Raw genomic sequence first — 20,710 nt, forward strand, 5'->3', positions numbered from 1 at the left:
GGACGCGAACGTGAGAGGACATAGAGGCTTCACGGCTGGCGCCATCTGCGCAGTGCTCGCGGCCGTCGGGTGCGATGCGCTGTCGATCAACCTGACCGACGACTGTGACTACATGCTGACGTGTGCACGTCATGACTGGCTCCAAGGAAATGGGGGCGGCACGCCGAACCCCGGGTGCGAAGCGGATCCGACCGAGAATGCGAGTACGGTGAGCGACGCGTGCGCGGTGTTCGCGAGCGCGAGCGCGGAGCCTGGCGGAGACGGGACGAAGGCGAAGCCGTACGCGTCGCTCGGGGAAGCGGTAGCGAACGCGGGCGGCAAGCGGGTGCTTGCGTGCACGAGCGGAGCGTTCGAGGAGAGCGTGACGATCGAGGCGGGGCTGGAGGTGATCGGGGGCTTCGACTGCGAGGCGGAGTGGACGTGGAGCGAAGAGGCGCGGAGCGCGATCGAGGCGCCTGCGAATCAGATCGCGCTCACGCTGGGGGGAGGTGCGAGCGGGGCGAAGGTGCGGAGCTTTTCGGTGCGTGCGGAGAGCGCGACGGAGCCGGGCGGGTCGTCGATCGGCGTGGCGGTGGCGGATATCGAGGCGGAGCTGGCGCAGGTGGACGTGACCGCGGGCGATGGGATGGCCGGCGCGAACGGCGAGACGTCGACGGAGGCGCCGCAGGTCGGAGCGAGCGCGCCAGACACGGAGCAGACGCGCGCGTCGAATGCGTGCGGTCTACCCGCGGCAGTTCGAGGTGGCGATCCTGGCCTGACGATGTGCGAGGACGGCGAGACGCGCGGCGGTGCCGGTGGGCTCGGCGGGATCCCGGGTACCGACGACGGCAACGGCCAGAAGGGGGCGGATGGTGCGCCGCCGCCGGAGCCGAATCCAAGCAACAGGGGACTTGGAGGTTTGGGGCAAGCGGATGCCGCTGGCGAATGTGATGCTGGGGCAAACGGCAAGAGCGGCGATCCTGGCGACGCCGGCGTCGCCGGCAGTGACACGACCATGACGCTGGCCGGTATCGCGGGCGGCGACGGAGGCAACGGCGTAACCGGGAAGCGAGGTCAAGGTGGAGGAGGCGGCGGCGGAGCGAAGGCGGGGCTGTTCTGCCCGGCCGGTCCGAACACCATCGAAGGCCCCGGCGCAAGCGGCGGCGGGGGCGGAGCCGGCGGCTGCGGCGGCAAGGGAGGCGGCGGCGGGAAGGCCGGTGGGTCGAGCATCGGGATCGTGAGCCTGGGGACGAAGCTTGTGCTGACGGAGGTGACCGTCGCGGTGGGCACGGCGGGCAAGGGGGGAGATGGCGTGGCCGGGCAGAACGGGGCCGACGGCGGCGCCGGTGCCACCGGCGGAGTAGCATCGCCGAATCCGCCATCAATCCCGGGCTGCAAGGGGGGAGATGGCGGTCGAGGCGGAGCCGGAGGCCCCGGCGGAGGCGGTCGAGGAGGCCACGCGGTAGGCATCGCGTATGCCGCGGTGCCGGGCGGAGCCGTTGCGCTGGCGAACTTCAAGTCGGGCACAGCCGGCGCCCCAGGCAACATGGCGCTGGGTGGGACGGCCGGCGAAGAGGGCAAGAGCGGAGAATGCTGGGACTTCGTCGCCAAAGCGAGCTGCGGGCAGTGAGGAGCGCGGTGTTTGTGTGATAATTCCGAAGAGCTCAACGGAATGAAATTGGTCGGAGAACGAGGGCTGCGGTTCGTGAGCTGCTGAGCTGAAGGAGACAACAAGAAATGGTTGGACGCATCCCGTGCCGGGGTAGTAGGGAGTGGTTTGTCGCGGAGACGCGGCACGGTGGGCTGCCCGGCGCTTACAACCTCGCCACCCTAGCGTGGAACGCCCAAGGCGCGGGCGGACGGACCGTAGATCTGCTGACCCCTTCTGTGTCGGGCCGCGAGTACGGATATTATCCAACGGTCGCTGAAGGCAGCCCAGCAGCAGATCGCTTTTGCGCGGCGGGAAACCCGCGATCGGCGGCCTGGTGGACGCGTCGCAGGGCAGCCGCGAGAGCCGCCGGCGAGCAGGGGACCCCTCCCGTCCCGCGCGTAGCGCGGGGCGTGGGAGGGGCGGACCGCGCGCAGGCCCGAAGGGCCGAGCACGGGCCGGGGGTGGGCAACTTTGTTTTCGCCGTTCTTCTCGTGTGCACATCAGCGCGCGTCGCGTGGGGCGAGGAGCGCGGCTCGTCGCCTGCGATGGTGTCGAGGAAGTACGTGGGGGCGGAGGCGGAGCTTCAATCGGCGTGGGAGCTGAGTCCGACGTTCGATGTGGCGTACAACCTCGGGAACACGAAGTACCAGCTGAAGAAGCACAGGGAAGCAGCGCAGTATCTATCGCATGCGCTGCGGCACTGGCCGCTGATGAAAGCGGCGGCGAAGCTGAAGCCGACGGCGGAGAAGCGGCTGGCGGAGTCGCGAGCGCAGGTGGGAGCGCTCGTGGTGACAGCGGGCGTGGTGGGGGCGGAGGTGGTGGTGGACGGCAAGGCTGTGGGGAAGGCGCCGCTGGAGGGAGAGGTGTTTGTCGAAGCCGGCGAGCACCGAGTGGAGGCGCGCTTGGAGGGGTATGCGCCGGCAAGCGAGACGGTGAAGGTCGCCAAGGGAGGGACGGCGGCAGCGGCGCTGGCGCTGGCGCCGGTGAAGGGCGAGGCGCAGGAGGGCTCGTCGGTCGCCAATGCGGCGGAGGGGAGGAATGCGGCGGGTGCACCCGTGGCGGAGATGCCGCCCTCGGCGCCGGCGGAGCCGCAACCGCCGCCGCAAAAGCGGAGCTGGGTGCCGGTGATCGCGCTGGGGGCGGCGAGCGCGGTGGGGCTTGGCCTGGGTATTGGGATGACGGTTGCGGGCAGCAACGTGCTCGACGACGTGCATGCGCAGCGGCAGGCGATCAGAGACGCCGGAGGGCAGTGCACGAATCCACCGGCTGCATTCGTCGACCGTTGTGCAGAGCTGAACGGTGCCGGCGAGCGAGTTGATACGCTCGGCCATGTGGCAGGCGCCGCATACGTTGCATCGGGGGTACTCGCTGCGGCGGCGGTGGCCTATGCACTGTGGCCGCGCGATGAAGGCAGAGCCGCGGCGCCGCCGCGCGTGGTTGCTACCGTCCATCCTGCGGGCGCTGGCGTTGTCGTGCTTGGTGCATGGTGAAGGGCTCGGGAGAGGACGCGATGAAAACGAAAGCAAGGCGCTGGATCGCGGCGAATGTCGTGCTTGTCCTCGCTGCGAGCGGTTGTGACGTCATCTGGAGTGATGTGTCAGGGGATTGTGAGCTGATGCTCACCTGCGAGTCCTTCCTGCCAACAGGGACGGGAGGTGGCACGCCGAACCCCGAGTGCGAAGCGGACCCGACGCAGGATGCGAGCACAATAAACGACGCGTGCGCGGTGTTCGCGAGCGCGAGCGCGGAGCCTGGCGGAGACGGGACGAAGGAGAAGCCGTACGCGTCGCTCGGGGAAGCGATCGCGAACGCGGGCGGCAAGCGGGTGCTTGCGTGCACGAGCGGAGCGTTCGAGGAGAGCGTGACGATCGAGGCGGGGCTGGAGGTGATCGGGGGCTTCGACTGCGGGGCGGAGTGGACGTGGAATGAGGAGGCGCGGAGCGCGATCGAGGCGCCTGCGAATCAGATCGCGCTCACGCTGGGGGAAGATGCAAGCGGGGCGAAGGTGCGGAGCCTCTCGGTGCGTGCGGAGAGCGCGACGGAGCCGGGCGGGTCGTCGATCGGCGTGGTGGTGGCGGACATCGAGGCGGAGCTGGCGCAGGTGGACGTGGCCGCGGGCGCTGGGATGGACGGGGCGAGCGGGGAGACGCCGACGGAGACGCCGCAGGCGGGAGCGAGCGCGGTGATGATGAGCGCGTCGTCGGCATGTGTTGTGGCGGTATTCGGCGGCGAACCCGGCGTGTCGACGTGCGAGGACGGCGAGACGCGCGGCGGCGCCGGTGGCCTCGGCGGGATTGTGGGTACCGAGGAGGGTAACGGGCAGAAGGGTGCAGACGGCGCGCCGTTGCCGGAGCCGAACCCCGACGGGTCTGGGGTTGGTGGCACGGGACAGACGGATCCAGACGGTGACTGCAAGCCCGGCGCAAGCGGGAAGAGCGGATCTCGCGGCAGGGCCGGCCAAGCCGGGAGCGGCACTGTGCTGGCGCTATCCGGCGTCACGGGCGGCGATGGTGACAACGGCACAATCGGGATACGCGGTCAAGGGGGAGGTGCCGGTGGTGGGGCGAAAGCCGGGCAGTTCTGCGGGCCCAGTACGAGCCTCGTGGACGGCCCCGGCGCGAGCGGTGGCGGTGGCGGCGCCGGCGGCTGCGGCGGCAAGGGAGGCGGGGGCGGGAAGGCAGGCGGGTCGAGCATCGGGATCGTGAGTCTGGGGACGAAGCTTGTGCTGACGGAGGTGACGGTCGCGGTAGGCACGGCGGGCAAGGGGGGAGATGGAGTAAGCGGACAGAACGGGGCCAACGGCGGCGCCGGTGCTACCGGCGGAGCAGCGTCGGCGAATCCGCCGTCAATTCCCGGCTGCGACGGGGGCAAAGGTGGTCGAGGCGGTCCCGGCGGCCCCGGTGGCGGCGGTCGAGGCGGCCACGCGGTGGGCATCGCCTACGCTGCGGGGCCGGTCGGCGCCGTTGCGCTGGCGAACTTCAAGTCGGGCACAGCTGGCGCCCCAGGCAGCACGGCGCAGGACGGCAACGCGGGCAAAGAGGGCGCGAGCGGAGAATGCTGGGACTTCACCGCCAATGGGAGCTGCGGGCAGTGAGGAGTGCAGTGTCGTTGTGGTGGTAATTCCGCAGCGTTCAACGGAATGCAATCCGTCGGAGAGCGAGCACTGCGCTTCGTGAGCTGCTGAGCTGAAGGAGACAACAAGAAATGGTTGGACGCACCCGGCGCCTGGGTGGTAGGGAGTGGTTTGTCGCGGAGACGCGGCACGGTGGGCTGCCCGGCGCTTACAACCTCGCCACCACAGCGTGGAATGCCCAAGGCGCGGGCGGATGGACCGTAGATCTGCTGACCCCTTCTGTGTCGGGCCGCGAGTACGGATATTATCCGACGGTCGCTGAAGGCAGCCCAGCAGCAGATCGCTTTTACGCGGCGGGAATCCCGCGATCGGCGGCCAGGTGGACGCGTTGCAGGGCAGCCGCGAGAGCCGCCGGCGAGCAGGGGACCCCTCCCATCCCGCGCGCAGCGCGGGGCGTGGGAGGGGCGGACCGCGCGCAGGCCCGAAGGGCCGAGCACGGGCCGGGGGTGGGCATCCTTGTATTCCTCTCTCTTCTCGTCTGCACGCCAGCGCGAACTGCGCGGTGCGAGGAGCTTGGTCCGTCGTCCGAGCTGCGGCCACGGAAGTACCAAGAAGCGGAGTCGGAGCTTCAGTCGGCGTGGGAGCTGAGTCCGACGTTTGACGTGGCGTACAATCTCGGGAACACGAAGTACCAGCTGAAGAAGCACAGGGAAGCAGCGCAGTACCTGTCGCATGCGCTGCGGCACTGGCCGCTGATGAAAGCGGCGGCGAAGCTGAAGCCGACGGCGGAGAAGCGGCTGGCGGAGTCGCGAGCGCAGGTGGGAGCGCTCGTGGTGACAGTGGGCGTGGTGGGGGCGGAGGTGGTGGTGGACGGCAAGGCTGTGGGGAAGGCGCCGCTGGAAGGAGAGGTGTTTGTCGAAGCCGGCGAGCACCGGGTGGAGGCGAGGCTGGAGGGGTATGCGCCGGCAAGCGAGACGGTGAAGGTCGCCAAGGGAGGGACGGCGGCAGCGGCGCTGGCGCTGGTGCCGGTGAAGAGCGAGGCGCAGGAGGCGGCGCCGGGCGCGAGGGCGGCCGAGGGGGGGCGCGCGCCGGGCGCGGGGGCCGGTGCGCCTGCCGCGGAGATGCCGCCGGCGGAGCCGGCGTATCCGGGGCCGGAGCCGCAAAAGCGGAGCTGGGTGCCGGTGATCGCGCTGGGGGCGGCGAGCGCGGTGGGGCTCGGCGTGGGGATCGGGACGACGGTTGCATCGAACAGCGCGAACTCGGAAGCTCGTGCTCAACAGGATAAGATCTTCGCCGCGGGTGGCGGGTGCTTGGCGTCACCGTCGTTCGCAGGACAATGCGCTGAGCTTCAGAGCGCAGGTGAGCGCGCCGGTCGACTGGGAGATATCGCATTGGCCAGCTACATTGCGTCGGGCGTACTCGCCACGGCCGCCCTGACGTATGCCCTCTGGCCAACGAAACGGACAGAGGCATCTACCGCCCTGCTCGTGCTCCCGGAGCCGCGGGTTGATGGCGTCGGGTTTGTGATGGTGGGCGCATGGTGAGTCGAGCAGGAGAACGAGGGATGAGAACGTCTAGGCGAATCCTGCTTGGGGGAATTGTCGCTTCGGTTTCGATATCCAGCGGTTGCGATGGGCTCTGGTACCACATCGAGAACGACTGCGAGCTCATGCTCACATGCGAGAAATACCGGGGGAGGGGCAGCGAGGTCGTGCCTTCTGGGTGCGTGCCGAGCGAGGCCGACGGCGCTGTAGATGATGCGTGCGGCGTCTTCGTGGCTTTGACTGGCAAGGACGGCCACGCAGGTACCCGGGCCGAGCCGGTCGCGACGCTTGCCGAAGCGCTTCGGCGCACTTCCGGGACAGGTACGGGGGTCTATGCGTGCGCCGAAACGTTCGAAGAGGCGGTCGAATTGCCGGCGGGCGCCAAGCTGTTCGGCGGGCTCGACTGCGCGAACGGGTGGGGATGGATCGGCGAGGAGAAGAAGACGATCGTGGCGCCGGCCGAAGAAGCGATCGCGCTGAAGGTGATCCGGGGCGTGGAAACGGTGCGGGTCGAGGACGTGTCGGTGCGTGCTGCGGATGCGCAGGCGGCGGGAGCGTCATCGATCGCGATGCTGGTGGATGGCGCGGAGGCGGAGCTCGTGCGGTGCGAGCTGATCGCCGGGAACGGGGCGGATGGCGCGGAGGGAGAGGATGCACCGAGCGAGGTGCCGGCGCAGGCGTCGGCTGGGAACGCCGGAACCAATGCGTGCAGCGATCTGGATACGTCAGGAGCGCCTGATGAGACGTTGCCAGGAGGCGCGCAGGTCGAAAATGTGTGTGGCGGCGCGTTGTCGATCGGCGGAGAGGGCGGCGATGGCAGGGTGAACAACGGTGGCGGTGGACAGGTCGGAGAGCCTGGCGCGCTCGGCGCAGCAGGCTCTGGAGAGCCCGCGGCAGGCGATTGGAGCTGTGCCGCCGGTGGAACAGGCCAGGGCGGCGACAACGGCCCCCCCGGCGAATTCGGCCCCGCGGCGAGCGGTCTCGGCGCGTTGAGCTCATCCGGCTACGTGGGCGTGAGCGGCGGCGCGGGCGGACCGGGTAAGCCCGGGCAAGGTGGAGGCGGAGGAGGCGGCGCGAAGGGCGGCGCGGCGATCTGCCCAGGTGCCGTGCAGGGAGGCGGAGCGAGCGGAGGCAGCGGCGGACCCGGCGGCTGCGGCGGGCTGCCTGGGCAAGGCGGTGGAGCCGGCGGAGCGAGTATCGCGCTGGCGAGCGTGGAGGGGAAGGTGACGCTGACGGACTGCGCGCTGAAGGCGGGCAACGGAGGCAAGGGAGGCCCGGGCGGTGACCTGCAGCCGGGCGGAGGCGGTGGCCTCGGCGGCGTCGGCGGCATGGGAGTCGGCGGCTCAAAGAACGCGTGTGCTGGCGGGCAGGGCGGCCAGGGAGGTAACGGCGGCCCCGGCGGCGGAGGTCTCGGCGGGCCATCGCTTGCGATCGCGTACCGAGGCGAGGCGGTGAAGCAGGAAGGGCAGACGACGCTGATGCCCGGCCCGGCGGGCGCGGGTGGGCCCGGCGGAAGCAGCAACGTTGCGGAGAATGCCGGCGCCGAAGGCGTAATGGCGGCTGAACGGGAGTTTCCGTGAGCGAGCGGCGAGGTAGCGGGCGTCGTTGAGAGCGGCGCCCGCACCGCCGCGGGATGGAGGGGAAGGAGGTGGTGGCGAGCGCGTGGGATGCGATCGAAGGAGCGAGGTGCGTCCCGAGGGGGACGTGCACGGCGAGCGCGCAGCGCTACCGGAGAGCAGCCACCGGCGAGGGCTGCGGAAAGTGAGGCCAGCTGCACGATTTAGTGGCAACTCCGCATGACTGAGCGCAAGTCGGCGAAAAGACGTCCGTTTCCGGAAGAAACCCTTTGGCGACCTCTTCGGATATCGACAGAATCGGTGCCGTCCGATCCGAAGGAGCCCTCATGCCGATGCGCCGGAAGTCCCTCCGAGACAACCTCCCTCCCTCTCGCCGGCGTCCCAGCCTGAGCGGGCTGGGGGAGTGGGAGCGGAAGTGGGTACGGAAGCTCGGCCTCGACGACATCCCGTGGGACCCCGAGCAGTGTTGCGAGCTCTGCATCGCGAAGCGAGCGGCTCGCGGAGAGGCGGTGGAGGAGCTCGTGCCGCCGTCGGGGAGCCGAGCGAAGCTGCTGCTGAGCCTTGGCTGGGCGAAGACCCCACCCACGGCGGTTGGTCCAAGAGGGCGGAGCAAGCGTCGCGGCAAGTTGACGCTGGTGAAGCTCGAGCGAACGGTGCGTCTCGAGCGCAAGGATTCTTGAGCGGAAGGCGCCGTCTCGGGGACGTCGGTTCGAGCGAGCCTACTTGACGGTCTGCGCGCGCTGACGACGTACGGCAGCGCCGCGACGCGCAGCGTGCGCGATAGATAGAACCCGGCGTACCGCGGGCGCGGTGCGCCCCGACTCGGCTCGTCCTTGCGACGAGCGCGTGAGGTGGATGATGGTGTGCCCAACGCTTGCCATCGAGGCAGGGGCGGATGCTCCTGTGTCGAGGCGTCGTGCGAGGAGCGAGGAGAGCTTTGAGGCGTTGCCTTGTCTGGGGCTGTTCCTGGTAACCGGTGACTTCAGCGGAGAGACCGTGTTCCGTACTGCGGTTGAGATGGTGCACGCACATCCCAGACGCGAAAAAGACAATGCAGGTGTCTGTGCTGATGAGATGGCTGCGCCGAGACGCCGGGACGAGGTGCGGATGATGATGAGCCCGCGTCGATGGAGCGGATGTCGTGCCGAGAGCGACTGCTCGGAGCCGGGAACGCATGGCTTGCAGATGGGCTTCGCCGGTGTGCTGCTCGCGCCGGGGGCGGCGTACATGGCCTATGTCGGCGATATGCGCGTCTACCGATTCCGCGGCGGAAAGCTGGAGGAACGGACGCGTGATGACGCTGTGCTCGACGGTGGGATGTTGGACGGATCGATTTCTCGGGATGCGTTGACGATGCTGGTCCAGCATGCGAATGCAGCGACACGCGCGCTCGGCTGCGATGCGGCGGTGGAGATGAAGACCCAGGTAGAGAGCACCGCGCCGGGCGACATTTTTCTCGTGTGCTCGGCGGGGCTTTGGCGTGCTGTGCCCGAGCACCGTATGAGCGGCATCCTTGCGGCGCATCATGAGCTGCGCCTCGCGGCGAGCTTGCTGATGGACTGTGCTCATGAGCACGGCGAGGCCGAGCACGTGACGTGCCTTCTTGCGCGCGTAGGCGACAACTGAGAGGTGGAGCCCGTGAGGAGGGGTGGTGTGCAAGGACGAGAGTGTGGCGAGGGAGAAGGTACGGGATCGGGCAGGGGACCCCTCCCGTCCCGCGCGTAGCGCGGGACTTGGGAGGGGCGGGCGGCGCGCAGGCGCGAAGCGCCGAGCACCGACCGGGGGTGGGCAACTTTGTATTTGTGTCTTTTCCTCATGTCTCATTTCTCCGTTTCTGCACACGCGATGTCTTGCCTCGAGGACGCGCTGGAGGTGCTGCGGGCGCAGGTGGGGGAAGCGCCGTCGCCGCCGTCGCGGCATGCGGCGCAGGTGATCCCGCGGGGGCTGGACGGTGCGGTGATGAAGGCGCTGGCGAAGCTGCCGGAGGAGCGCTTCCAGAGCGCCGAGGCGTTCGCGGAGGAGCTCGGGCGGATCGGGGGCGGGGTGGGGGTGGAGGAAGAGAGCGCGGCGGGGGCGGGGGCGGGGGACCAGGGGGACCGATGAGGGCAGAAGGGTGCGGATGGCGCGCCGCTGCCGGAGCCGAATCCCGAAAAGTACGGGCTAGGCGGCGCCGGGCAGAGAAGGCCCCGGCGGCGGCGGCGGCGGCGGCGGCGGCGGCGGCGGCGGCGGCGGCGGCGGGAAGGCCGGTGGGTCAAGCATCGGGATCGTGAGCCTGGGGACGAAGCTGGTGCTGACGGAGGTGACCGTCGCGGTGGGCACGGCGGGCAAGGGGGGAGATGGTGCTGGCGGGCGAGGTGGTGCCGCTGGAGGCAGTGGCGGAACCGGGGGTGCTGCTACGCCTCTCGGTGGATCCATCGGTTGCGATGGCGCTCGAGGCGGCCAAGGCGGGACGTGGCCCCGGCAGTACCGGTCGTGGTGGCCACGCGGTGGGCATTGCCTATGCCCCGCGGCGCCGGGCGAAACCGTCGAGCTGGCGAACTTCGCGGCGGGCACAGCCGGCGCCCCAGGCAACACGGCGCCGGGCGGGAACGCGGGTAAAGATGGCGCGAGCGGAGAATGCTGGGACTTCACCGCCAATGCGAGCTGCGGGCAGTGAGGCGTACGGTGTCGTTGCGGTGGTAATTCCAAAGAGCTCAACGGAATGCAATTGGTCCGAGAACGAGAGCTGCGCTTCGTGAGCTGCTGAGCTGAAGGGAGACAAGAAGAAATGGTTGGACGCCCCCCGCGCGTGGGTGGTAGGGAGTGGTTTGTCGCGGAGACGCGGCACGGTGGGCTGCCCGGCGCTTACAACCTCGCCACCACAGCGTGGAATGCCCAAGGCGCGGGCGGATGGACCGGAGATCTGCTGACCCCTTCTGTGTCGGGCCGCGAGAACGGATATTATCCGACGGTCGCTGAAGGCAGCCCAGCAGCAGATCGCTTTTACGCGGCGGGAAACCCGCGATCCGTGGCCTGGCGGATGCGTCGCAGGGCAGCTGCGAGAGCCGCCGGCGAGCAGGGGACCCCTCCCGTCCCGCGCGCAGCGCGGGGCGTGGGAGGGGCGGACCGCGCACAGGCCCGAAGGGCCGAGCACGGGCCGGGGGTGGGCATCGTTGTATTCCTCTCTCTTGTCCTCTGCGCGCCAGCGCGAGCTGCGCGGTGCGAGGAGCTCGGTTCGTCGCCCGACCGGCGGCCACGGAAGTACCAAGAAGCGGCGCTGCTGTCGGCGTGGGAGCTGAATCCGACGTTCGACGTGGCGTACAATCTCGGGAACACGAAGCACCAGCTGAAGAAGCACAGGGAAGCAGCGCAGTACCTGTCGCATGCGCTGCGGCACTGGCCGCTGATGAAAAGCGGCGGCGAAGCTGAAGCCGAGGGCGGAGAAGCGGCTGGCGGAGTCGCGAGCGCAGGTGGGAGCGCTCGTGGTGACAGCGGGCGTGGTAGGGGCGGAGTCGGCGGCGTCGGCGGCATGGGGGTCGGCGGCTCAAAGAACGCGTGCGCTGGCGGGCATGGCGGCCAGGGAGGCAACGACGGCCCCGGCGGCGGGGGTCTCGGCGGGCCGTCGCTTGCGATCGCGTACCGAGGCGAGGCGGTGAAGCAGGAAGGGGAGACGATGCTGATGCCCAGCGCGGCGGGCGCGGGCGGGCCCGGCGGAAGCAGCAACGTTGCAGAGAATGCCGGCGCCGGAGGCGTAACGGCGGCGGAGCAGGAGTTTCCGTGCGCGAGCGGTGAGGTAGCGGGCGGCATCGTCGAGCGCGTCGCTCGCGTCGCCGCGGGGTCGCCCGCGCCGCCGCGGGAGGGTGCGGAAGGAGGTGGTGGCGATCGCGCGGGGCGCGATCGAAGGAGCGAGGTGCGTCCCGAGGGGGATGGGTACGGCAGGCGCGCAGGGCGACCGGAGCGCAGCCACCGGCGAGACTGTGAAAAATGAGGACGGCCGAACGATTTAGTGACAACTCGACATGGCTGAGCGTAAACCGGCGAAAGAGCATCAATTTCTGGAAGAAACCGCTTGGCGACTTCCTTCGGTATCGGCAGAATCGGCACCGTCCGATCCGAAGGAGCCCTCATGCCGATGCGTCGGAAGTCCCGCCGAGACGACCTCCCTCCCTCTCGCCGGCGCCCCAGCCTGAGCGGGCTGGGGGAGTGGGAGCGGATGATGGTGCGGAAGCTCGGCCTCGAGGACATCCCGTGGGACCCCGAGCAGTGCTGCGAGCACTGCATCGCGAAGCGAGCGGCTCGCGGTGAAGCGGTGGAGGAGCTCGTGCCGCCGTCGGAGAACCGAGCGAAGCTGCTGCTGAGCCTTGGCTGGGCCAAGACCCCACCCGGGGCGGGGGCTCGCGAACGGCGGAGCAATCGCCGCGGCAAGCTGGAGCTCGTGCGCTCGCCGGGCCAGGAGCGCAAGGATTCTTGAGCGCTCGGGCGACGGGCCCCCGCCTCGAGGCGCCGGTTCGAGCGAGCAGACGTTGACGGTCCGGGCGCGCTGAGACCGCACGGCGGCGGCGCCGTGCGCAGGGCGACAACTAGGATCTGGCGCATCGCGGGCGTGGTGCGCCGGGACTCGGCTCGTCCCTGGGACGAGCATGCGAGGTGGATGATGGTATGCCCAACGCTCGCTATCGAGGCCGGGGCGGAGGGCCCCTGTATCGAGGCGTCATGCGCGCAACGAGCAGAGCCATGGGGCGCTGCCGTGTCTGGGGCTGTTCGTGGTCACCGGTGAGGTAGGTGGAGAGATCATCTCCCGCACGGTGATCGAGAGGGTGCACGCAATGGTCGAGGTGGACAGCGCGGACGACGTTGGTGCAGGGGAGATGACCGCGGCGAGATGGCGTGACGAAGTGCGGCTCATGATGAGCCCACGTCGAACAAGCCATCGTCGCCCCGAGAGCGACTGCCCCGAGCCTGGACGGAGCGGGGCACCCACGAGCTTCGCGGGGGTGCTGCTCGCGCCGGGGGCGGCGTACATGACCTACGTCGGCGATCTGCGCGCCTACCGATTCCGTGGTGGGAAGCTGGAGGAGCGCACGCGTGATCTCGCGGCGCTCGACGGCGTGTCGGAGGGATCCATCTCGCCGGATGCCCTGGCCATGCTGGTCCAGCACGCGAATGCAGCGACCCGCGCGCTCGGCTGCGAGGCTGCGGTGAAGCTGAAGACCCAGGTCGAGCGAACGGAACCGGGCGACGTGCTCCTCAAGGACCAGCTGAAGAAGCGCAAGGAAGCAGCGCAGTACCTGTCGCATGCGCTGCAGCACTGGCCGCTGTGCAGCCCCGCGCCGGTTCACGCCGCCGGCCTCGCGCCGGCCTCGCGCCGGCCCACACCGCCGGCCCACACCGCCGGCCTCGCCGGCATACGCCGGCGCTCGCCTCGACGCGGCTCCCTCGACGCGGCTCCCTCGACGCGGCTCCGTCGGCGCGGCTCCCTCGGCGCGGCGCCCGCCCGGCCCGGCCGCAGCGCCGTCGCGTGCAGGACGCGCACCACGGCCTACCTTCACACGCCCCGCTCCTGCTACCCTCCGGGCCGTGGCGATAACCACCGATTTTCTCGTCATCGGCAGCGGTGTTGCGGGACTTACCTTTGCGCTCGAGGCGGCCGAGCACGGCGAGGTGATCATCATCACCAAGCGGGCGCGTGACGAGTCCAACACGAAATACGCTCAGGGAGGGATCGCCGCGGTCTTCGCGCCGGACGACTCCCCCGAGGCGCACATCGCTGACACGCTCGAGGCAGGCGCGGGCCTCTGTCACGACGTGGTCGTCGAGATCTGCGCGCGGGAAGGCCCGGAGCGGGTGCGCGAGCTCATCGCGCGGGGCGCCCAGTTCGACCACGAGAACGGCCAGGTGCGCCTCGGGCGCGAGGGAGGGCACTCCGCGCGGCGGATCGTGCACGCCGCCGACGCCACCGGCCTCGAGATCGAGCGCGCCCTCCTCGAGCAGGCCCGGCAGAACCCGAACATCCGCTTCGCCGAGCACCACACGGCCATCGACCTGATCCTGCTCTCCCGCTTCGGCGGGCCGGACGTCTGCGCCGGCGCCTACGTGCTCGACGAGACCGACGCCGCGCTGAACCCCGTGCCGCCGCGGCCGCGCGACTCGGACCGGCCCGCGCCCCGGCACCGACCGGCCTCGAAGCCGCACGTCGTCGAGACCTACCTCGCGCGGGCGACCGTGCTCGCCACCGGCGGCGCAGGCAAGGTCTACCTCTACACGACGAACCCCGACGTCGCGACGGGCGACGGCGTCGCCATGGCCTACCGCGCCGGCGCCGAGATCGCGAACATGGAGTTCTACCAGTTCCACCCGACGTGCCTGTTCCACCCGGAAGCGAAGAGCTTCCTCGTCAGCGAGGCGCTGCGCGGCGAGGGCGCCATCCTCCGGCTGCCGGACGGCACGGCCTTCATGGCGAGCCACGATCCGCGGAAGGACCTCGCGCCGCGCGACATCGTGGCCCGGGCCATCGACTTCGAGATGAAGCGGACCGGCTCGGACTACGTGCTGCTCGACATCACCCACCGGCCGGCCAGCTTCGTCCGCGAGCACTTCCCGACGATCCACGCGCAGTGCCTCCGCTACGGCATCGACATCACCGCGCAGCCGATCCCCGTCGTCCCGGCCGCCCACTACATGTGCGGCGGCGTCACCACCGACCTCTACGGCAGGACGACGATCCCCGGCCTCTGGGCGATCGGCGAGTGCACGTGCACCGGGCTCCACGGCGCGAACCGCCTCGCCTCGAACTCGCTGCTCGAGGGGCTCGTCTTCGGCCACCGCGCCGCCGCGCGCCTCTCGACGCAGATCGACGAGCTCCGGCAGAGCCCGTTCCCCGAGGTGCCCGAGTGGCAGGCCGGCAACGCGGTCGCGAGCGACGAGGAGGTCGTCGTCGCCCACAACTGGGACGAGATGCGCCGGACCATGTGGAACTACGTCGGCATCGTCCGGTCCGACGCCCGCCTCCGGCGCGCCGCCCGGCGGATCTCCCTGCTCCAGGAGGAGATCCGCGAGTACTACTGGAAGCACCTGGTCACCCGGGATCTGCTCGAGCTGCGCAACATCGCCACCGTGGCCGAGCTCATCGTCGGCTGCGCCGCCGCCCGGCACGAGAGCCGGGGGCTGCACACGACCATCGACTACCCGGAGCCGGACGCTCGCCTCGGCACGGACACGGTCGTGAAGCGGGGTGTCCTGCCTCATCTGCGAGGTCGATGAGCGATCTGCGCGGCACCGCCGGGCCTCCGCCCAGCGACGGAGCGCCGGCCCCGCTCGCCCGGCGCGGCAGCGGGGAGCGACCGATGTCGGTCCTCGCGGCGGCCGGCTGGACGGCGGCCGTCACCTTCGTCTTCCTGTGCCTGCTCGGCGTGCTCGCCCTGCTCCGGCCGGCGCTTTCGCCGGGCGACGCGGTCAGCTCGCTCCAGCCGGCGACGAAGCTCGACGTCGTCGGCAGCTTCGCGTGCCAGGCCGCGGCGTACCTGCTCGGACTCCTCGGCGTGCGCCGCGTCCACGCGCCGCGCGCGCCGGTCCGCGAGCTCCTCGGGGTGCGCAGGACGCACGCGGCGTTCTATCCGCTCGCGGCCGCGCTCGGCCTCGCGCTCGCGGGGCCCGTCGCCGCCCTCTACGAGGCGATCGAGCGGCGCTGGCCGTCGGGCCTCAGCGACGCCCGGCTCGTCCAGGCCTTCGTCGAGGCGAGCGCGCTCGATCGGGTCGCGTTCGGCCTCATCTTCATCGCGCTCGGCCCTGCGCTGGAGGAGGCCTTCTTCCGCGGGGCGCTCGCCCGCCCCCTGCGCTGGCAGCACGGCGCCCCGCTCGTGGTCGCGACCACGGCCGCGCTCTTCGCGGCGGCCCACGGCGAGTGGCAGAAGCTCCTGCCGATCGCGATCTTCGGCGTGGCCCTCGGCGTCGTCCGGGTCGCGAGCGGCTCGCTCTTGCCGCCCGTCGTGATGCACGGGGTCTACAACGCGATCCAGTGCTTCGCGCTCCTCTCCGCCGGGGGCGCGGGCCCTGTCGACGAGGTGCCCGCCGCCGCGGGCGCGGCGCTGCCGGAGACCGCGTCGATCCCGGGTTGGCTCGTGGCGGTGAGCTCCGCCTGCGCGCTTGTGTTGACCGCGCTCGCCTGCGCCCTCGGCAACCGCGCCGAGGGGGCAGCCCGCGCGAGGGAAGAGGACCTCCGATGATGCCGGCTGTCGAGAGTCAAGGCGGCGGCGCGAGCCGACCCGCGCAGATCGCAGCGGGCGACGGCGAAGGCCGCGCCCCCGAGACCGTGGAAGCAAACGGCGAGGGCCGCGCGGCCCCTCGCCGCGAGGCGAGGGGGGCGCGCGTCAGCCTCTGTCTGCCGGGGGGCGGCCTGACGGGCGCGCTCTACCAGATCGGGGCGCTCGCGGCGCTCGAGGACGGGGTCGAGGGGATCGACAACCAGAGCTTCTCGCTCTACCTGGGGCACGGCAGCGGCGCCGCGGTGGCCGCTGCCCTCGCCGGCGGCATCCCGATCGAGCGGCTCTACCGCGCCCTGCTCGATCCGGTCGACAATTTCTTCCCGCTGGAGCGCAGCCACCTGCTCCACCTCGACGTCAGCGAGTGGCGGCGCGCGCTCACCACCAGCCTGGTCGCGCTCCGCCACGCGATCGTCCGGCTCTCGACCCGGGGCGACGCGACCCCGAACGCGCCGGCGCAGCAGTACCTGTTCGAGCAGCTCGATCGCTTCAACGACTCGCTCCCCGCGGGCCTGTTCCAGCTCGATCGCTACGAGCGGTTCCTCGCCGAGTTCTTCCTGCGGCGCGGCATCCCGAACTCGTTCCGCGCGATGCCCCGGACGCTGCGCATCCCGACGTACGACCTCGACTCGGGCGAGCGCGTGATCTTCGGCGCCGAGGGGTTCGACGACGTCCCCGTGTCGCTCGCCTGCGCGGCGTCGCTCGCGCTCCCGCTGTTCTTCTCGCCGGTGCGCATCGACCAGCGGCACTACCTCGACGGCGGGCTCGGCCACGTGGCGCACCTCGATCTCGCGCAGGCCGCCGGCGCGGAGCTCACGATCGTCGTGAGCCCGCTCGTGCCGGTCTCCACCGCGCACCGCCCGGTCCCGACCGGGCATGGCGTGCGCGAGAGCGTGCGCGACAAGGGCCTGCTCTGGGTCTTCAACCAGGCGATGCGGATCGGCGCGCACGCGCGGCTCCACCAGGCGGTGGGTCGGACGCGCGCCGAGGGGAACATGCAGGTCCTCGTGCTCGAGCCCGCGCGGAACGACGCGCTCCTGTTCCTCCACAACCCGGCCAACCTGCGCGCGCGGCGCGCCATCCTGGAGTACGCCTACCGGACGACGCGCGAGCGCATCACGCTGTGGATGGAGAAGAACCGCGCCGCGGTCGAGGCGATGGGGTGGCACGAGGCCCGCGCTTCCGGCGCGGCATCCGGCTGAGGCGCAGCTGCCGGCTGACCGCGCCCTCGGCCGGCGAGGGCGCGGTCAGCCGACCAGCGCCGAGAACCGGGCGATCGTCAGCTCGTCGGGCGGGACGCTGATGCGGGCCCGGGGGACGGCCACGCCGTGGAGGTAGCGCCAGCCCTCGCCGTCGTGGAGGAAGTCGGAGAGCTCGATGAACGAACGGTCCGCGCCCGCCTCGAAGATCTTGGCGAGGAACAGCACCGACGCGGAGTCGCCGCTCTGCAGGCTGTCGAGGATCTTCAGGCCGCGGTACCGGTGGTGGTGGGTCGTCGCCTTGAGCTCGCGGAGCGCCTCGTCCCTGTCGCGCGCTCGGTGGATGTGGCCCATGTGCAGCGTCCGCCAGAGGTAGGCGGCGTCTCCGACCGCGAACGCGGCGTACCGCGATCGCATCAGCGCCACGGCGTCGGGCGCCTCGCGATCACCCAGATGGCAGGGGGCGCAGCACTCGCGGTACGAGCGCCCCGAGCCGCACGGGCACGGGCGGGACAGGGTGCCCGTGCCAGGACGAACATCTCGGGTCATGGGGCGTTCTCTACACGGGTTCGTGCCGCGCTGCAGCGCCCGGCGCGAGGCGAGGCGAGGCGCAGCACAGCGCGGCACCGCCCCCCGGCGGACCCGGGGCCACCCCGGCACGAAGCCCCTTGCGGGGCGCCGGGGAGGACGGTAAGGCGGGGCCAGACGTATGCCCGCAGCGCGCGCTCACGCTGCGGCCCTCCTCCTGGCCCTTGCCCTGGTTCTGGGGGGCTGCAAGCGCCAATATGCCATCGGTGACGATGTCCTCGTGACGTGGGAAGGAAACGACTACCCCGCCAAGGTCATCGAGGTCCTGGGTCCGACGAAGTTCAAGGTCCACTACCAGGGGTACGATGACATCTGGGATGAAACTGTACCTCGTGAACGGATCCGCGGCCTCGTCGAGGGCGACGTTGTCAACCCCCCGCCGCCGCCGAAGGTCCGGAGCAAGGGGCTGCAGGCCTCGCAGACCAACCTTTACAAGATCGGCGACAGGGTGCGCGTCGAGTGGCACGGGCAGATGTACCCGGCGGTCGTCACCGGCATCGTGGGGCAGGAGCGCTACCGCATCCACTACGATGGCTACGGTTCGGAGTGGGACGAGACCGTCGGACTTTCCAGGATCCAGGCCAAGTAGTTGAAATGATCGCGAAGAATCATTTTCCCCCTGGCGCTGGGGATGGGGCCGATTTAAGAGCCGCGCCGAATTTCTGACTGGGCGCTCGCAAGAGTGCGCACGCCCGGCTGAGGTTCATTGCGTGCCGCACGCCCTCCACGGGCACGCCCTCACGGGTGCGCGGCGGGGAGCCTTCTGTGATCAGCGATCTGTCCAAGCTGCGCAATATCGGGATCAGCGCCCACATCGATTCGGGCAAGACGACGCTGACCGAGCGCATCCTCTTCTACACCAAGCGGATCCACGCCATCCACGACGTCAAGGGCAAGGACGGCGTCGGCGCGAAGATGGACTCGATGGATCTCGAGCGCGAGCGCGGGATCACCATCCAGTCCGCGGCCACGCACTGCTTCTGGAACGGGCACCAGATCAACGTGATCGACACGCCCGGCCACGTGGACTTCACGATCGAGGTCGAGCGCGCGATGCGCGTGCTCGACGGGGCGATCCTGGTCCTCTGCGCCGTCGCCGGCGTGCAGAGCCAGTCGCTCACCGTCGACCGCCAGATGCGCCGCTACGGCGTCCCGCGCATCGCGTTCGTGAACAAGTGCGACCGCGCCGGCGCGAACCCGCTGCGGGTCCGCACGCAGCTGCGCGAGAAGCTCAACCTGAACCCGGTCCTCCTGCAGCTGCCGATCGGGCTCGAGGACAAGTTCGAGGGGGTCGTCGACCTCGTCGCGATGAAGTCCTACCGGTTCGAGGGGCAGAACGGCGAGACGATCGTCACCGGCGAGATCCCGGCGGAGATGGCCGACGAGGTGAAGGCGACGCGCGAGGAGATGCTCGACGCGCTCTCGATGTACTCCGACGAGCTCACCGAGGCGATCCTCGAGGAGCGCGTGACCGAGGAGCTCCTCTACAAGGCGATCCGCGACGCGACCGTGAAGCTCCAGATCGTCCCGATGATGATGGGGTCGGCGTACAAGAACAAGGCGGTGCAGGTCCTGCTCGACGGCGTGACCCGCTACCTCCCGACGCCCGCCGACATCAGCAACAAGGCGGTGGATCTCGACAAGGACGAGGCCGAGGTCACGCTGTCGAGCGACCCGGAAGCGCAGCTCGTCATGCTCGCGTTCAAGCTCGAGGATGGCCGCTTCGGCCAGCTCACGTACATCCGCATCTACCAGGGCACCCTGAGCCGCGGGAAAGAGGTCACGAACACCCGCACGGGCAAGCGCCACAAGGTCGGCCGGCTCGTCCGCATGCACTCGGACGAGATGGAGGACATCGACGGCGCGAGCGCGGGCGACATCGTCGCGATCTTCGGCATCGACTGCAACTCCGGCGACACGTTCACCGAGGGCGGCCTGGCCGTCGCGATGACGTCGATGCACGTGCCCGACCCGGTCATCTCGCTGACGGTGACGCCCAAGGACAACAAGGCCCAGGCGAACATGTCGAAGGCGCTGCGCCGCTTCACCAAGGAGGACCCGACCTTCCGCGTCGGGGCGGATCCGGAGAGCGGCGAGACGATCATCCAGGGCATGGGCGAGCTCCACCTGGACGTCTACATCGAGCGCATGAAGCGCGAGTACGCGGCCGAGGTCGTCACGAGCCCGCCGCGCGTCGCCTACCGCGAGACGATCACGCGCCGCGTGGACTACAACTACACGCACAAGAAGCAGACCGGCGGCTCTGGCCAGTACGGCAAGGTCGGCGGCTTCATGGAGCCGTGGACGGAGGCGCCGTTCCGGTTCGAGGACGAGGTCGTCGGCGGCGCGATCCCGCGCGAGTTCATCGCGGCGGTCGAGAAGGGCTTCGTGTCGATGCTCGCCAAGGGGCAGCTCATCGGCGCGCCGGTCACGGGCGTGTCGGTCACGCTGAACGACGGCGCGTCCCACTCGGTCGACTCGTCCGACATCGCCTTCCAGGAGGCCGCGCGCGGCGCCTGGCGCGAGACGTACCCCAAGGCCGGCCCGCAGATCCTGGAGCCGCTGATGAAGGTCGCCGTCGAGGGCCCGGGCGAGTACCAGGGCGGCATCGTCGGCATCCTCATGCAGCGTCGCGGCATCATCATCGGTTCGACCGAGGCGGACGGCTTCTGCCGCGTCGAGGCGGAGGTGCCGCTTGCCGATATGTTCGGCTTCTCGACCATCCTTCGTTCTGCCACCCAGGGCAAAGCCGAGTTCACGATGGAGTTCTCGCGCTATGCTCCCCTTCCGGCGGCTCTCGCGGAGGAGCTCATCAAGAAGTACCGGGAAGAGCTGGCCAAGAAGGCGAAGTGAGGGGGTCGG

General features: G+C 70.3%; 15 protein-coding genes. 13 read left to right on the top strand and 2 right to left on the bottom strand.

The window, feature by feature from the left end; all coding sequences use genetic code 11:
* Window positions 1-10 precede the first annotated feature (10 nt).
* The 7 genes from WMF36_RS03590 to WMF36_RS03620 all read left to right on the top strand — a co-directional run bounded on the left by WMF36_RS03590 (window position 11) and on the right by WMF36_RS03620 (window position 9,927).
* Complete coding sequence (locus WMF36_RS03590; RefSeq protein WP_437578187.1) at window positions 11-1,609, top strand: hypothetical protein; 1,599 nt, start codon at window positions 11-13, stop codon at window positions 1,607-1,609.
* A 482-nt stretch (window positions 1,610-2,091) separates the two neighbouring features.
* Complete coding sequence (locus WMF36_RS03595) at window positions 2,092-3,120, top strand: PEGA domain-containing protein (protein WP_437578188.1); 1,029 nt, start codon at window positions 2,092-2,094, stop codon at window positions 3,118-3,120.
* A gap of 236 nt (window positions 3,121-3,356) precedes the next feature.
* Window positions 3,357-4,724: a hypothetical protein gene (locus WMF36_RS03600; RefSeq protein WP_437578189.1), complete on the top strand. Its 1,368-nt coding sequence runs from the start codon at window positions 3,357-3,359 to the stop codon at window positions 4,722-4,724.
* 485 nt (window positions 4,725-5,209) lie between these two features.
* Window positions 5,210-6,247, top strand: a complete 1,038-nt coding sequence (locus WMF36_RS03605; RefSeq protein ID WP_437578191.1) for a PEGA domain-containing protein — start codon at window positions 5,210-5,212, stop codon at window positions 6,245-6,247.
* A gap of 182 nt (window positions 6,248-6,429) precedes the next feature.
* Window positions 6,430-7,827: a PGRS family protein gene (locus WMF36_RS03610; RefSeq protein WP_437578192.1), complete on the top strand. Its 1,398-nt coding sequence runs from the start codon at window positions 6,430-6,432 to the stop codon at window positions 7,825-7,827.
* 1,104 nt (window positions 7,828-8,931) lie between these two features.
* On the top strand, window positions 8,932-9,450 hold the full coding sequence (locus tag WMF36_RS03615; RefSeq protein WP_437578194.1) for a PP2C family protein-serine/threonine phosphatase: 519 nt from the start codon (window positions 8,932-8,934) through the stop codon (window positions 9,448-9,450).
* Window positions 9,451-9,669: 219 nt separating this feature from the next.
* A complete protein-coding gene (locus WMF36_RS03620) occupies window positions 9,670-9,927 on the top strand; it encodes a hypothetical protein (protein WP_437578195.1) in 258 nt (85 codons plus the stop codon).
* Between the two features lie 57 nt (window positions 9,928-9,984).
* On the opposite strand, the gene WMF36_RS03625 is transcribed toward WMF36_RS03620, so the two are convergent.
* Window positions 9,985-10,143, bottom strand: coding sequence for a hypothetical protein (locus tag WMF36_RS03625; RefSeq protein ID WP_437578196.1), 159 nt, complete (start codon window positions 10,141-10,143; stop codon window positions 9,985-9,987).
* A 1,873-nt stretch (window positions 10,144-12,016) separates the two neighbouring features.
* Here WMF36_RS03625 and WMF36_RS03630 point away from each other — a divergent pair.
* The 4 genes from WMF36_RS03630 (at window position 12,017) to WMF36_RS03645 (ending at window position 17,263) form a co-directional block, all read left to right on the top strand.
* Window positions 12,017-12,274 (top strand): hypothetical protein, encoded by a 258-nt coding sequence (locus WMF36_RS03630; RefSeq protein WP_437578197.1) that lies wholly within the window; start codon window positions 12,017-12,019, stop codon window positions 12,272-12,274.
* 1,106 nt (window positions 12,275-13,380) lie between these two features.
* Window positions 13,381-15,063, top strand: coding sequence for an L-aspartate oxidase (locus tag WMF36_RS03635; protein WP_437578198.1), 1,683 nt, complete (start codon window positions 13,381-13,383; stop codon window positions 15,061-15,063).
* On the top strand, window positions 15,060-16,025 hold the full coding sequence (locus tag WMF36_RS03640; RefSeq protein ID WP_437578199.1) for a CPBP family intramembrane glutamic endopeptidase: 966 nt from the start codon (window positions 15,060-15,062) through the stop codon (window positions 16,023-16,025). Before WMF36_RS03635 ends, WMF36_RS03640 begins: the two co-directional genes overlap by 4 nt.
* On the top strand, window positions 16,022-17,263 hold the full coding sequence (locus WMF36_RS03645) for a patatin-like phospholipase family protein (RefSeq protein WP_437578200.1): 1,242 nt from the start codon (window positions 16,022-16,024) through the stop codon (window positions 17,261-17,263). Before WMF36_RS03640 ends, WMF36_RS03645 begins: the two co-directional genes overlap by 4 nt.
* A gap of 45 nt (window positions 17,264-17,308) precedes the next feature.
* Here WMF36_RS03645 and WMF36_RS03650 read toward each other — a convergent pair whose 3' ends face one another.
* Window positions 17,309-17,809 (bottom strand): YchJ family protein, encoded by a 501-nt coding sequence (locus WMF36_RS03650; protein ID WP_437578201.1) that lies wholly within the window; start codon window positions 17,807-17,809, stop codon window positions 17,309-17,311.
* Between the two features lie 160 nt (window positions 17,810-17,969).
* Between WMF36_RS03650 and WMF36_RS03655 the strand changes: the two genes are divergently transcribed.
* Together WMF36_RS03655 and fusA are read left to right on the top strand one after the other, a co-directional pair.
* Window positions 17,970-18,437 carry a Tudor-knot domain-containing protein gene (locus WMF36_RS03655; RefSeq protein WP_437578202.1) on the top strand — a complete coding sequence of 156 codons (468 nt, stop codon included), beginning with the start codon at window positions 17,970-17,972 and terminating at the stop codon, window positions 18,435-18,437.
* A 176-nt stretch (window positions 18,438-18,613) separates the two neighbouring features.
* A complete protein-coding gene (fusA, locus tag WMF36_RS03660) occupies window positions 18,614-20,701 on the top strand; it encodes an elongation factor G (RefSeq protein WP_437578203.1) in 2,088 nt (695 codons plus the stop codon).
* Window positions 20,702-20,710 lie beyond the last annotated feature (9 nt).

It is taken from the genome of Sorangium sp. So ce887 (assembly GCF_051521455.1).
In the GTDB taxonomy this organism is placed as follows: domain Bacteria; phylum Myxococcota_A; class Polyangia; order Polyangiales; family Polyangiaceae; genus Sorangium.